The organism is Saccharopolyspora pogona (assembly GCF_014697215.1).
In the GTDB taxonomy this organism is placed as follows: Bacteria; Actinomycetota; Actinomycetes; order Mycobacteriales; family Pseudonocardiaceae; genus Saccharopolyspora; species Saccharopolyspora hattusasensis.
In genome coordinates, this window is sequence record NZ_CP031142.1 from 2,972,107 (window position 1) to 2,986,092 (window position 13,986).

General features: G+C 67.4%; 12 protein-coding genes. 5 read left to right on the forward strand and 7 right to left on the reverse strand.

The features are described 5' to 3' along the window. The first annotated feature begins 293 nt into the window (after window positions 1-293). Complete coding sequence (locus tag DL519_RS13650) at window positions 294-1,259, forward strand: hypothetical protein (RefSeq protein WP_190815200.1); 966 nt, start codon at window positions 294-296, stop codon at window positions 1,257-1,259. A 1,347-nt stretch (window positions 1,260-2,606) separates the two neighbouring features. Here DL519_RS13650 and DL519_RS13655 read toward each other — a convergent pair. After that, window positions 2,607-2,852 (reverse strand): hypothetical protein, encoded by a 246-nt coding sequence (locus DL519_RS13655; RefSeq protein WP_223838938.1) that lies wholly within the window; start codon window positions 2,850-2,852, stop codon window positions 2,607-2,609. 246 nt (window positions 2,853-3,098) lie between these two features. Between DL519_RS13655 and DL519_RS13660 the strand changes: the two genes are divergently transcribed. After that, the gene (locus DL519_RS13660) at window positions 3,099-3,467 is read left to right on the forward strand and encodes a hypothetical protein (protein ID WP_190815204.1); all 369 of its coding nucleotides are present in this window, start codon (window positions 3,099-3,101) and stop codon (window positions 3,465-3,467) included. 3 nt (window positions 3,468-3,470) lie between these two features. Here the strand turns inward: DL519_RS13660 and DL519_RS13665 are convergent, their stop codons facing one another. The 4 genes from DL519_RS13665 to DL519_RS13680 all read right to left on the reverse strand — a co-directional run bounded on the left by DL519_RS13665 (window position 3,471) and on the right by DL519_RS13680 (window position 8,107). After that, entirely contained in the window at window positions 3,471-4,826 is a 1,356-nt protein-coding gene (locus DL519_RS13665; RefSeq protein WP_190815206.1) for a PrsW family intramembrane metalloprotease, read from the reverse strand. A 96-nt stretch (window positions 4,827-4,922) separates the two neighbouring features. After that, complete coding sequence (locus DL519_RS13670) at window positions 4,923-5,189, reverse strand: GNAT family N-acetyltransferase (RefSeq protein ID WP_223840283.1); 267 nt, start codon at window positions 5,187-5,189, stop codon at window positions 4,923-4,925. A gap of 126 nt (window positions 5,190-5,315) precedes the next feature. After that, window positions 5,316-6,809 (reverse strand): CoA-acylating methylmalonate-semialdehyde dehydrogenase, encoded by a 1,494-nt coding sequence (locus DL519_RS13675; protein WP_190815208.1) that lies wholly within the window; start codon window positions 6,807-6,809, stop codon window positions 5,316-5,318. Then, entirely contained in the window at window positions 6,806-8,107 is a 1,302-nt protein-coding gene (locus DL519_RS13680) for an aspartate aminotransferase family protein (protein ID WP_190815210.1), read from the reverse strand. Before DL519_RS13680 ends, DL519_RS13675 begins: the two co-directional genes overlap by 4 nt. Window positions 8,108-8,244: 137 nt before the next feature. On the opposite strand from DL519_RS13680, the gene DL519_RS13685 reads away from it, so the two are divergent. Then, on the forward strand, window positions 8,245-9,861 hold the full coding sequence (locus tag DL519_RS13685; protein ID WP_190815212.1) for a PucR family transcriptional regulator: 1,617 nt from the start codon (window positions 8,245-8,247) through the stop codon (window positions 9,859-9,861). Between the two features lie 22 nt (window positions 9,862-9,883). On the opposite strand, the gene DL519_RS13690 is transcribed toward DL519_RS13685, so the two are convergent. Further along, a complete protein-coding gene (locus tag DL519_RS13690) occupies window positions 9,884-10,786 on the reverse strand; it encodes a hypothetical protein (RefSeq protein ID WP_223838944.1) in 903 nt (300 codons plus the stop codon). Window positions 10,787-11,161: 375 nt separating this feature from the next. Here DL519_RS13690 and DL519_RS13695 point away from each other — a divergent pair, with 375 nt between their 5' ends. Both DL519_RS13695 and DL519_RS13700 read left to right on the forward strand, forming a co-directional pair. Then, entirely contained in the window at window positions 11,162-12,559 is a 1,398-nt protein-coding gene (locus DL519_RS13695; RefSeq protein ID WP_190815214.1) for an IS1380 family transposase, read from the forward strand. Between the two features lie 766 nt (window positions 12,560-13,325). Then, window positions 13,326-13,559 (forward strand): hypothetical protein, encoded by a 234-nt coding sequence (locus DL519_RS13700; protein ID WP_190815216.1) that lies wholly within the window; start codon window positions 13,326-13,328, stop codon window positions 13,557-13,559. 54 nt (window positions 13,560-13,613) lie between these two features. On the opposite strand, the gene DL519_RS13705 is transcribed toward DL519_RS13700, so the two are convergent. Continuing rightward, complete coding sequence (locus DL519_RS13705; protein WP_190815218.1) at window positions 13,614-13,952, reverse strand: hypothetical protein; 339 nt, start codon at window positions 13,950-13,952, stop codon at window positions 13,614-13,616. Window positions 13,953-13,986: the final 34 nt, after the last annotated feature.

Genomic DNA, 13,986 nt, shown 5'->3' on the forward strand with positions numbered 1-13,986 from the left:
GAGAAAACACAATTTCGATTACTTGGTGTTCATATTTTCCGATCTCTTCGCTGAATTATCCTTCGATTAGGTGTGCATCGTGTGGTCGACTCGCGATGACCGCGCAGCGAAACCACGATGGACCTACGGGGTGAATCGCTCCGGCCTCGACGGCACGTAGAGAGAGGGAAAAGATGTCGAATCATACCAGAGAGTACCCACTGTCCACTAAAGGGCAAGGTGAGGAGATTACGACGAGCGACTGGAATGAGGCCGTCGTTCAGGTCAACCGTCTCCGGGACCAGCTTGATCGCATGAAGTACCTGGATGCGCTAGAAAACAGAATCGCAGAACTTGAAAATACCGTGCGTGACATGCAAGAGAAGTACTTGGAGGACAAGGACGGTGTGATTCAGAACCGTCATCTCGCGGAGGACTGCGTCACGACCACGAAGATCGGCAAGGATGCGGTCACCTCGAAGAAGCTCGCCGACAACGCAGTCGTGGCCGCGAAGCTCGCCGACAACGCGGTCACGAGCCCGAAGATCGCCGACAACTCGGTTACCGACGTTGAACTCGCTCCGAATGCGGTCAAGTCCGAGAATATCTTCAAGGACGCCGTCCTACGAGACAAGATTTCCAACAACGCGGTGAACACCGACAAATTGGCGCTGGACGCCGTCACGAGTGACAGAATCGCTCCGAATGCGGTCACCGACAGGGAAATCGCGAACAACGCGGTCAAGTCCGGAAAGCTCGACGAGAACGCCGTCACAGGCAGGGAACTCGCCAACAACGCTGTCACGGCTGAAAAGATCGCCGACAACGCAGTGCAGGAAAGAAAGCTCATGGATGGCGCGGTCAGCTCTCAAAAGATCGCGATCGGAGCCGTCCAGAGCAGCCACATCGCCCCCAATGCGGTGGGGACGCAGGCGTTGGACGCCGGGGCCGTCACGACCGCCAAGATGGCGGACAACTGCGTCACCGACCGGCAACTCGCCCCGAACTGCGTGGCGGACGGAAAGATCGCGGACAACGCCATCGCGGGCCAGAAACTCATGTCCGGGGCTGTGACCACGGACAAGATCGCCCAGAACGCCGTTACGGGGAACGAACTCGCACCCAACTCGGTGAGCACCGGCCATTTGGTTGCAGCGGCCGTGACGAGCGAGAAGCTCGCGGACAGCGCTGTTTCCGAACCGAAGCTCGCGAAGGACGCGGTCACGACCGAGAAGATCAAGGACAGCAGCGTCACTCCCGCCAAGACCACCTGGACGTAGTCCTCACGTCCGCACTGCGCGACGCTGCCCTCGACTTGTGCGGGGGCAGCGTTCGCATGTGGACGCGGCAGCGTGACCTGCTCTCGCGCTTGATTCGCGAACGGCGGGTCACCCCGCCGAGACCACTACCTCGCAGCAACAGGCCTCGGCGCAGACCCGGCCATCGGTGTTCTGGGTGCCTTGAAGGGAGCACGCAGTGTTCACCCGAACCACCGGCGGGCCGCGATCCCGCAACGCGGTCACCATCGCATCAGCCGATGGGTCGAGATCACTCGCGAGGATCAGAACCGTCATACAGGCAGTCCTGGCCAGCGTGCGGAACCGGGTTTCCTGCTTCGTGCAGATCCCAGGATGCAAACACAGGAACTTCGCGAGGTGGGCGAGGGACTGCTGCGCCTACCCCGTAGTTGGTTGGGTCGGTGAGCACACGGCGGCCAGCTGCTCGTCCGGCGGCGCTTTCGGTCGTAGATCGTGCCGCGACGCCCCGAGTCCGCGGTGGTGATGGTGACGATCAACGGCTGCGTGCGCGTCTGCGGCCGAGGACACGATCTCGATGTACGAGCCGGACTTCGGGTGCACGACGCGCTACGTGACGGAGCCCCGATCGCATTGATCGGGGCTCCCAAAATTCTCGGCACTTGAAGCTACCGGCGATCCTGCGTATCGCCTCCCGTAACTTGGTCCCCCGGGGCACACCAAGCAATGGAACTTTGTCCGCTGCCTACCAGCCTATCTGGTCCAAATACCGTGTAGGGGCCGCGCCGACTCGCGCAGAACGCCACCGCGCGAAATCTTTCCCCTGGATATTCGGCACGAAAACAATTGGAACCTGATCCCTCTTGATTTCCACGCACAACCCGTCCCGACGAACAGGAACCGGCCCGCGTGCCAACTCCTGTCGACCCTTCGGCCGTACTGGTTCCTGCGAGCGCCACCGAGATCATTCCTGCGATCATCACAGCGGTAATCACACGCCGTCGCATCATCCTGAATCCTTCTCAAGTAGACAGTCCGGGGACAGATGGAAGAGTAGACGCCTGTCGCAGCATTCTGCTCGATAAAGAACCTTTGGTTCACCAAATCGGGGCCAATGTCCACCGTCAGGGGAGGCATGCCGCACGAGAAGAAAAACCTAAAGGCGGATTGTTTCCCGCGCGCCAGGAAAGCATATTCCATAACGATGAATGCACCTGCGCCGCGCGCCGGCAGCGGGTCGTCGCGGGGGGAAGTGGAACGTATATTGAATCCAACTCCGGTTTTGGCTGCAACGCCCAGCGCGAGTCATCGCGCCTGCGGGCGGCAGGAAGACTTGCGCTCGAACCCAGATGTCGTTTGTGGACGGATGCGTCAGTATTCGTGCATGAACCGGTCGAACGCGGCGTTGGCCGCGCCCCACTCGTGGGTGATCAACTCGGTCGGCACGCCCGGCCGTGGTTCGGCGTCCACGGTGACGACGAACCCCGGCTCGGAAACGCGGCGGCGCAGCTGCACCAGGCATCCGCCGGCGGAGCGGCCGAACCGCTCCCCGTTGTCCTTGGACACGACCTGCCCCGGCTTCAGGGCGGACAAGTCGTCGTTCGAGTTTTCCGCCATGCGCCCGTTGTAACCCAATCCGGCGGCCCCTGCACGGCGTTCAGCCCTGCAGCGACCTAATCAAGCAGTGACCACCTACGGGCACGACACCCCTGCAGCGATCAACTCCCCGGCCCACTGGCAGGGGCCCGGTCTTCGGGCAAGACTCACACATCCAGGAACCGCAAGTGCTCACCCACCTGCCGGCTACCATCCAAGAGTTTGCCGGATGGCTCACTCCCAGAACTGATTAGGACTCAGGGCCTCGTGTCCGAGATCGACGCCATTCCCCTGCCGCTGCGACTAAAATCCCCGCGAACGCGCAACGCATGGGGAGCAGATGTCCACGAATTCCAGAACCACCCTGGACGCGGAAAACACGGACCGCATTCCCCGACCCCTCCCGCCGTTCGCCCGCACCGCGGCTACTGGTTCTTCGGCGCACCACCGGACGACGCCGGCACCGTGCTGTACATCGGCCACGATCACCCGCTGGCCGACCACTTCGGACAGTCGCGCGAGCTCAGCGAGATCGAGACCGGCCTGGTGAACATGGTCCAGGGCAACACGATCACGCTCTACCAGAACCCGAAGCAGCCGTGGCACGCGCTGTGGCCGCGGATCCGCACCATCTGACGCTCAGCGAGGTCCCCAAGGCCCGCCGGGCCGTGGGCCGTTCGGGCCCGGCGGCTGCGGCGGACGCCCCGGCGGACGGTGCCCGCCAGGCGGGAACCCGCCGGGCGGCGGGCCGCCGAGGCCCGGCGGACGCGGCTGGTAGGTCGGCAGCTGGCCCGGTGCCAGCTGCGCCGGCGGTGCAAAGAAGCCGGACCGCTCCTGCCGCGCCCACGGCGGCGGGGGGGCCTGCGGCATCCGCCGGAAGAACGCGTCCCGCGCAGTCCGCATCAACCCCAAGATGGCCTCCCGCCTGACGAAGAACTTGTCCGGCGGGATCGTCTCCTTCTCCGCGTGCGCGTGCAAGAGTGCCAGTTCGGTTGCCGCCAACTGGTAGTCACCCATCGCCCGCGCCCCAGTCGCACCCGCCTGCGCGCGCGCCCAGTGCCGGGCCTTCCGCCGCCCGGAGAGGCTGCCGAGCATCTGCACGTCGTTGGGCTGCACCAAGCCGCTCGGGATATAGGCGGGCAGGTACTTGCGGATCAGGTGCACCAGCCGCTTGCGGTCCAGCACGATGACCACGACCAATGCGACCAGCACCAGGAAATCAACCAGGTACGCCACCACCATGCCCAGGAAACCGGCGAACGTCAGGCTCCCGTTCCACAGCGCGTGCAGAAAGACCGCGCCGCACCAACCGCCGACCACCGCGAAGAACCGGCCCGGGCCGCGGTGCGTCGCGGCGTAGGCGACGCCGAGCCCGGTCATCGCGGTGTAAAGCGGATGCCCGAGCGGCGCGATCACGCCGCGGATCAGCACCGTCCCCCAGATCTCCCCGGTCTCCGCACCCAATCCCTGCATGTAGTAGAGGACGTTTTCGACCAGCGCGAAGCCCAGCCCGCACATCCCGGCGTACACGATGCCGTCGGTCGGCCCGTCGATCTCGTGCCGCCGCACCCACAGCAAGTACAGCAGCAGCGCACCCTTGAAGCTCTCCTCGACCACCGGGGCCACGACCGACACCGTGATCACCGAGGCGACCTCGGCACCCAGCGCCGGGGCCATCAGGAGCTCGCTGCCGGTGTTCACGATCAGCGCGCCGATGATGGCGACCCCGGCACCCCAGCCGAAGGCCAGCCACAGGTTGAGCTGCGGCTCCGGCTCCAACCGGTCGATGAGCAGGATCAGTGCGATGAGCACGACCGCGGTCGGCAGCGCCAGCGCGGTGCCGATCACGACGTTCATCGGCCCGCCCTGCAGCAGGTAGAAGGCGAGCGCCAGCAGCAGGCAGAAACCGGACACCACCAGGCCGATGATCAGCGGTATCGGCGCGCGGTTGGAGCTGCGGCCGTCCAGGACGGACCGAGGACTGAGTGCGGGCATGCCCGCGAGCGTAGGAGATGACCTCCGGATCTGCCCCGAGGACCACGCTCTTCCCCGGATCCAGCGCCTGCTATCGGCGATCCCGGCGCTGCGCGATCATCCGTCCAGATCGACTTCGGCGCGCAGGATGCTGTAGAGCACGCAATCCCGCCACCGGCCGGCCCGGAAGGCGTAACCGCGCAGCATCCCGTCGCGGGTGAACCCGGCCTTCTCCAGGGCGCGCTGCTCGGCGGTGTTGTCGAGCTCGGTACCGGCCTGCACGCGGTTGCCCTGGGTGTTCGCGAACAGGTACCGGACCAGCGCGCGCTGCGCTTCGGTGCCGTGCCCGCGGCCGCGGGCGTCCGGCCGCGGGTTGACGCCGATCTCTCAGCAATGCGACGCGTGGCCGGTTTCGGCCCGGTGCCAGGACACGAAACCGACCAGCTCCTGCCGGGCGATGGTCAGCAGGACGCCCTGCTCATCGCCCAGCCCGGTCTCCTCACAGGTTTTTCAGCTGTTCTGCGGGAATCCGAGGTTGACGCCGCCGTGCGAGGGGTCCGGCCAGCGCGTGGTGACGACCTTCGTGCGGGTGTAGAACTGGATGCCGTCCGGGCCGTAGGCGTGCGCGTCGCCGAACAGGGAGTCCTTCCAGCCGCCGAAGGAGTAGTACGACACCGGCACCGGGATCGGCACGTTCACGCCAACCATGCCGACCTCGGCCTCTTCGCAGTACTGCCGCGCCGCGCCGCCGTTCTCGGTGAAGATCGCCGTGCCGTTGCCGTACGGGTTGTTGTTGAGCACCTCGATCGCGGCGTCGTAGCTGGGCACCCGCAGCACCGACAGGACAGGCCCGAAGATTTCGTCGGTGTAGATCGACATCCCGGTGCCCACGTGGTCGAACAGCGTCGGCCCGAGCCAGAACCCGTCGGCCCCGCCGTCGACCTGCACGTCGCGCCCGTCCACCACCAGCTCGGCGCCCGCCTCGACCCCGGCGTCCACATAGGACGTCACACGGTCCCGGTGGGCGGCGGTGACCAGCGGGCCCATGTCGCAGTTGCGCCGGCCGTCACCGACGTTGAGCTTGGCCATCCGCTCGGCGATCTTGGCGACGAGCTCGTCGCCGACCGAGTCGACGGCGACGACCGCGGAGATGGCCATGCACCGCTCCCCCGCCGAGCCGAACCCGGCGGACACCGCGGCGTCGGCGGCCAGGTCGAGGTCGGCGTCCGGCAGCACCACCATGTGGTTCTTCGCCCCGCCGAGCGCCTGCACCCGCTTGCCGTTGCCCGTGCCGGTCTCATAGACGTACCGCGCCACCGGCGTGGAGCCGACGAACGACACGGCCCGCACCGTCGGGTGCGCCAGCAGCGCGTCGACCGCGACCTTGTCGCCGTGCACCACGTTGAACACGCCGTCGGGCAGCCCCGCCTCCTGCCACAGCTGCGCAATGAAGTTCGCCGCCGACGGGTCCTTCTCGCTGGGCTTGAGCACCACGGTGTTGCCGCAAGCGATGGCGTTGGGCACGAACCAAAGCGGCACCATGGCCGGGAAGTTGAACGGCGAGATCACCCCGACGACGCCGACCGGCTGCCGCACCGAGTGCACGTCCACGCTGGTCGAGGCGTTCTCCGAGAAGCCGCCCTTGAGCAGGTTCGGGATACCGCAGGCGTACTCGACGTTCTCCAACCCGCGCTGCACCTCGCCCGCGGCGTCGGAGACGACCTTGCCGTGCTCAGCGGTGATGATCTCCGCCAGCTCGCCCTTGCGCTGGTTGAGCAGCTCCCGGAAGGCGAACAGCACGTTCGACCGCTTCGCCAGCGAGGTGTGCCGCCAGGTCTTGAGCGCCTCGGCGGCCCTCGCCACCGCGTTGTCCACATCGGACTCCGCGGCGAACGCGACCCGCTTGGCCACCTGCCCGGTGGCGGGGTCGAACACCTCGCCGGTGCGCTGCGGGGTCGCGTCGTCGAACCTGCCCGCGATCCAGTGCCTGATCAGTTCTGTCATCGGTGGAGCTCCTGCTCGGCCAGCGAGATGGTTTCGGTGAGGATCTGCAGCGCCTGCGCCGCTTCATCCTCGGTCAGGGTCATCGGAGGCGCCAGGCGCAGGACGTTCCCGTGCAGCCCGCCCTTGCCTACCAACATTCCGCGCTGCTTCGCCAGTTCCATCACCCGCGTGGCCGACGCGGCGGCGGGCGTGCGCGTGCCCGGCTCGACGAGCTCGACGCCGATCATCAGGCCCTTGCCCCGCACGTCGCCGATCAGCGGGCACTGCTCGGCGTGGGCCCGCAAGCCCGCCAGCAGGCGGGTGCCGAGCTTGGCGGCGTTGCCCTGCAGGTCGTGGTCGAGCAGGTAGGCCAGGGCTGCCCCGGCACCAGCGGTGGAGATCGGGTTGCCGCCGAAGGTGGAGATCGAGTTCGCCGTCAGGCAGTCCATCAGCTCCGCCTCGGCGACCACGCCGCCGATGGCCAGCCCGTTGCCCAGCCCTTTGGCGAAGGTCATCGCCGCCGGGGTCACGCCGTGCGCCTGGATGCCCCAGAAGTGCTCACCGGTACGGCCCCAGCCGGTCTGCACCTCGTCGGAGATCAGCAGGATCCCGTACTCGTCCAGCACCTCGGCGAAGGCGCCGAACAGCCCGTCGGGCGGGGTGGCGAAGCCGCCGACGCCCTGGATCGGCTCGGCGATCATGCAGGCCACGTCGCCGGCGGTGGTGGTCTCGATGACCTCGCGCAGGTCGTCGACGCAGGCTGCGATGTAGTCGGCGTCGGAGAGGTCCCGGAACGGGCTGCGGTAGCGGTAGCCGCCGTGCACGTAGCTGACTTTGACCGGGGACAGCGAGCTGGCCGACCAGCCGCGGTTGCCGGTCACGCCGAGGGTGCCGAAGGCCCGCCCGTGGTAGGAGTTGCGCAGCGCGAGGACCTGGTTGCTGCGCCGGTGCTGGGTGGCCAGCATCAGCGCGGTCTCGTTGGCCTCGGTGCCGGAGCCGGTGAAGAACACCTTCGGGTTGGCCAACCCGGACAGCTCGCCGATCCGCTCGGCCAGCTCCACCTGCTGCCGGATCAGGTAGAGCGTCGAGGTGTGCAGGATGCCGGTGTCGACCTGGCGGCGGATCGCGTCGCTGATCTCGGCGACGTCGTAGCCGATGGCGTTGGTCAGGATTCCGGCGAAGAAGTCCAGGTAGGTGTTGCCGTCGGCATCGGTGACGTGCCGCCCCTCGCCGCCGGCGATTTCGATTGGTTCCTCGTAGTAGAGCGCCATCCAGCTGGGCATGGCGGCGCGGTGCCGGGCCAACAGGGATTCCGTCATCAGCTTCCTTTTCTCCACGACGTGACCATCTGCGCTGCTTGGCAAGTGTGATGCGACGAGACGACCGCCACCACCGACAACTTGTGCTGATCTGCCCCAATCGGCAATACAGTGTGTTCACTAGGGAGGGGTGTGCGATGCGACCGATCTCGCCGGATGTGCTGGCGCTGCCGACGGTGTCCGAGGTGCTGGACCTGCCGGTGCTGCGGCGCGGCAAGCCGCGGGTGGTGGCCGGCGCGTCCGGCCTGGACGGGCGGGTGCGCTGGGTGCACGTCGCGGAGATCGCCGACATCGCCCCGCTGCTCAGCGGCGGCGAGCTGGTGCTGACCACCGGCATCGCGTTGCCCGAAGAACCAGCGGAGCTGGTCCGCTACGTCGACGAGCTCGCCGCAGCCGGGGCGTGCGGGGTGGTCGTGGAGCTGGTCCGCAGGTGGCGCGACCGGGTGCCGACGGCGCTGGTGGACGCGGCGCACCGGCACGACCTGCCGCTGGTGACGCTGTCGGAGGAGACCAAGTTCGTCGCCGTCACCGAAGCGGTCATCGCCCGGATCCGCGATGCCCAGCTGGCCGAGTTGCGCGCGACGCACGCCATCCACGAGACGTTCACCGACCTGACCACCTCTGGTGCGGAACCCGCGTCGGTGCTGCGGGAAGCGGCGCGGATCGTCGGCCGCCCGGTCGTGCTGGAGACGCTGGCGCACCAGGTACTGGCCTACGACTCGGCCGGCCAGGACCCGGTCGCACTGCTGTCGGAGTGGTCGGAGCGATCCCGCTCGGTGGTGCAGTCCGGCCGCACCTCCTTCGACCCGGACCAGCAGTGGCTGACGACGGTGGTCGGGGCGCGCGGGGACGACTGGGGGCGGCTGGTGGTGCTCGGCCCGGAGCCGGCGCACCGGCACGTCGTGGTGGCCGAGCGGGCGGCGTCGGCGCTGGCGGTGAACCGGCTGGTGACCCGCGATCGGGACAGCCTGGAGCGCCAGACCCACCGCACGCTGATCACCGAACTGCTTGCGGGCAACGCCGACACCGCCGACCTCGCGGCCCGAGCCGCGGGTGTAGGGGTGCCGCTCGACGGACCGCTGGTGGGCATCGCGGTCCGCCCGCACACCACGACGACCGCCGCTCCGGCGCTGGAAACCCAGCAGGCGCTACGGGATCTGGCCGAGGCGACGGCGCTCGCCGCTCGCAAGGCGAGGTTGCCGGTGCTGGTGGGGGTCGTCGACGACGTCACGGTGCAAGCCCTGGTGGTGCTCGAAACGACCGACGACGCAGTGCTGACCCGCTTGGCCGCGGACGTCCGCCGGTCCGCGGACGCGCATTCGCTGCCGGTGGTGATCGCGGTCGGCAGCACCGTCGGCATGATCTCCGGGGCGCGCCGGACGCTGACCGAGGCCGCGCAGGTCGCCGAGGCGGCGCTGCACATCGACGACGGCAGCCGCGAATTCCACCGCCTCGACGACGTGCGGTTGCGCGGACTGCTGCACCTGCTGCGCGGCGACGAACGCCTGATCGCGTTCGCGGAGCGCGAGCTGGGGCCGATCATGTCCAACGAAAGGCTGCTGGACGCGCTGCGCTCGCTCTGCCGCCACGGCGGCAACAAATCCGCGGCGGCCGCAGCGGCGCATGTCTCCCGCACCGCCTACTACGCCCAGCTAGCACGGATCGAGCAGCTGCTCGGGGTCTCGCTGGACACGCCGGAATCGCTGGTGTCGTTGCACGTCGCGCTGCTGGCTTGGGCCCGTGAGTGGTTTTAGGTGCTACAGCACCCAAAACCACTCACGGACCCAGGCACTTCCGGCACCTCATCGTTGGTCCTTGCCACCCCTCCCTGCGAAGCACGACCATGACCTCGCGCGCCACTGCGCACGGGGTGCGGGCGACGTCCTGCCAGCCGTACACCAGCCGGGCCGTTCCGCTGAGCTCGGCGAAGTTGTCCCGCCTGCGGTCCCGGAACGCCGTTTCGGCATCGCTGTGGTAAGCCCGCCCGTCCAACCGGACGATCAGCGGGACCCCGGTCGCCTCGTAGCTGCAGTCCTCCAGGAGTTTCCGGCCGAATGCGTTGACGGGCACCTGACGACGCGCGCGCGGAATCCCGTGTGCGCGCTCGACGTCGAGGAAGTAGCGGGTTTCCAACATCGACGTGATCCCTTCGCCGAGCAGGCGGACAGCGCGATCAAGAACGATCCGGTGGCGATAAGCAGGTCTTGCCGCCAACCGGGTGCGGATTTCGTCCGCGCCAACACGGTTCGCGGAGGCGACTGCCAGCAATGTCCGCTCTGCTGACGCCTCATCGGGTTCGGCGGTGGCCAGGTCGATGACGGTATCCGCACGCGACGTTCGCGGCGGGTCGTGGGAAACGACGATTTTCTTGAAAGCGCGACTGCGGTGCACGACCACGCCCGCCTGCGGCAGGGCTGAAGTCCCGTACGGAACGGTGATGTGGATGGGGCCGTCATCGACCGGCCACCACCCCCATTCCTGCGCAGCGGTCCGGTGGCTGAGCGCGGCCGGGAGGTCGCCGTACAGGAGGGCGGCGGCAATCCGGGCCGCTCGTGGGAGCGGACCGCTGAACAAGGCGACAACGCCGCGGTGGACGCGTTGCCACCTCCCGGCCTTGACGTTAGCCCGCACCGCGTCGTCGCTGATCCCGAACTTCCGCAACTGCTTGCGAGCGAACACGGCGTGCTGGCTTCGGTTCAGCAGCTCCCAATCCGCCTGGTCCGATTCTCGAATGAGTAGAGGCACACCGTTAAAGAGAAGCGAGCTGCCCGCACGGATACACCCGTGAGCATTTTAGGGGCCACAAGGCTTGGAAATACGCACGATCCGGGCATCCTCGACCGCAACATTCTGACGCATCCGCGCCGCCTCAGGATCCGGCGCCCCGAAAGCCCCGTGCGTACTTTTGGGCGTCATAGCCCGGATCCACCGGTGTTGTGGTGAAAGTTTGTGCAGGCGGGGGTCGTGTCGTGGTGGGGCAGATGCCCTCTGGCCTGGGATGATTGTTCTTTGCGAGAGAGACAATCGGTTCCTGGATGAGAGGGCATCTGCTGGATGCAAGCATCGCATAGTGTCGGCGCGGTGTCGGTGAGGTTCGATGATCCGAATCTCGTGTCGTGTGCGGGATTGGTGCCGGTGTTGCGGCTGGCCGAGCAGGTCGGGGTGGCTGATCTGGCTGAGCAGACGGTGAAATTGTCGCCGGATGTGGGGTCGGCGGGGGCGAATCCGGGTGTGAAGGTGTCCTCGATCGTGGCGGGGATGGCCTGTGGTGCGGACTCGTTCGAGGATCTGGGTGTGATCCGCCACGGTGGCATGTCGCGGTTGTTCGACGGGATCCGGGCGCCGTCGACGCTGGGCACGTTTCTGCGTGGGTTCACCTATGGGCATGTGGCGCAGCTGGAGAAGCTGGGCCGGATCGTGCTGGAACGCCTGGCCGGGCGGTGCGGGTTGTTGCCGGGGGCCGATGAGCTGGTGTTCGTCGATATCGACTCGAAGATCAAAGAGGTCTACGGGGCGGGGAAGCAGGGCTCGGCGTATGGGTATACGAAGGTGCGGGGCCTGAACTATCTGATGGCCACGATCTCCACCCCCGGTACGGCGCCGGTGGTGGCGGCGACCCGGATGCGGGGCGGTAACGCCAATTCCGCCCGCGGCGCGGCGTCACTGATCACCTCGGCGATCAAGACGGCCCGGGCGTGTGGTGCGACGGGGACGATCGTGGTGCGGGGTGATTCGGCGTTTTTCACCGGCCCGGTCATCGCCGCGATCCGCAAAGCCGGGGCGTATTTCTCGGTCACCGCCAAACACACCGCGACTGTGAAGGCCGCGATCGCCGGGATCGACGAGAACACATGGCAGACCGTGCGTTTCAACCGGCCGGTCTTCGACGACCGCGCCAAGCAGTGGATCTATGAGGGCGAGATCGCCGAAACGACACTGGAGGCGTTCACCAACGTCACCCAGAATCCCGGCCGTGCGGTCACCGCCCGGCTGATCGTGCGCCGCACCCGGATCACCACCACCGATGCCACCGGCGAGTTGTTCCCGGTCTGGCTTTATCACGCGATCTTCACCGACTCCCCGCACGAGCTGCTCACCGCCGAGGCCGAGCACCGCGGCCGCGCCGGGACGATCGAGCAAGTCTTCGCCGACCTCAACGACTCCGCCGCGGCCCACCTGCCCTCCGGGCAGCTCGCCGCCAACGGCGCCTGGCTGTCCCTGGCCGCGCTGACCCACAACCTGATGCGTGCCGCAGGCAGTCTCGCGTCGCAGTTCCACGCCAAAGCCCGCACCACCACCCTGCGGCGGCACCTCATCACGATCCCGGCCCGTATCGCCCGCTCCGCCCGCCGCATCGTGCTGCACCTCCCGGCCGACTGGCACTGGAAACAGGCCTTCACCAGCCTGTTCACCGCCCGCCTACGGGCGCCGACCGGAGACCACAGTGGATAAGCCGGACCACCAGGCCGGCGGACTCCGCACACCCACCACCAGCATTATCGATCAACACCCCCAAGACCTTGATCAACAACCCACGCCAAAACCAACTCGGTGGATCCGGGCATAGCAGCCAAAAACACGCACGTGCACCTTCTGGTGCGCACTGCTCGCCGGGCTTGCCGCCCTGGTGTCCCTACCTCTAATCCGGCGCACACAGCCGCTTTCCCAGCCTCCGAAGCGAGTTCGCCAGGACTGAACCGCACGCCTGCGTTGCGAAGCAACTGCACCAGCCAAAGCACTCGCGGCCACCACTCTCATCCCGAGAAAGGTGCCGTGGTGGCGGGTGTAGCCTGAGGCCGCCGGCCGCGTACCGACGGCACCTCCCCCCAGTGGCTGCCGGTACGCGGCCGGCCTTCGGCGAGGTCACCGCGGCGAAGAACGCAACGCCATTTGGTTTCTCGCGCAATCACTTGCTTCGCACAACGGCCCGTCGGCTCCCTGATGACGGTGCATGCACACCGACCCGGTTCACCCCCCGTTCAGGTGAACGGTCGATCATCTTCCCAGGAGATCGTTGGGCTGAACGGGTCATGCCCGCCCACCGCACGTCACGCGTCCCGCGTGCGCCAGTCCCGTTCGCGGAGGTGGGGAAGATGTTCCGATCCAAGCACCACTGGCAAACTGCCGAACACCAGCGATACCACCGCGATGGCGGACCGATCGACACTCCGCGCGGGAAGGTCGTTCCCGCGGCCGGACGACTCGACGGGATCGCCTTATGAACGGCACGGTGGTGGTGCGCTTCGCGTTCGGGGTGGTCGGCGAATCCCGCCGCCAAGCGCACCTCTCGACCGCCCCCGAGAGCGGCCTCCCGGAGCACTGGCTGACGTTCTGCGGCCTGGAGATACCAGCGACCCTCGCCGAGGTGTCCGCGAAACCGGCCGGCATGCCATGCATGCCGTGCCTCAGCTTCCCCGGTGGAACCGCGAGAACGCTCCCGGGTCCGCCATGACAGAACGAACCGCGCCTGTCCGGAGCCCGGACAGGCGCGGTTCGTCGACGCAGATCAGCGCGAGAACATCACCGATCGCACCTTGACCCCGGCCGGGGCGCTCTGCCCGGGCTGCAGCACGTAGAACACGTCCGTGGCGCAGCTGTCGTCCAGGTAGACGACCGCCGTGGCGTCGGTCCGGTTCTGCACCCGGTAGGCCGGGACGAACTGGTTGGGCAGGTCGAGCCGGTGGCAGAACCGCCCGGCCGGATCGAAGAGCCCATCGCGCTGGACCGCGCCGTACCGTTCGTACGAGTAGATGAACTCGCCCTGCGCCGCGAGCGCGGAACCGGGCAGGGTGAGCAGCAGACCGGCCGCACCGAGAGCCGCGGTGACAATTGCGCGTAGCCGCATCGAAATCGTCCCTTCTTCGGGAAAAACGGACACT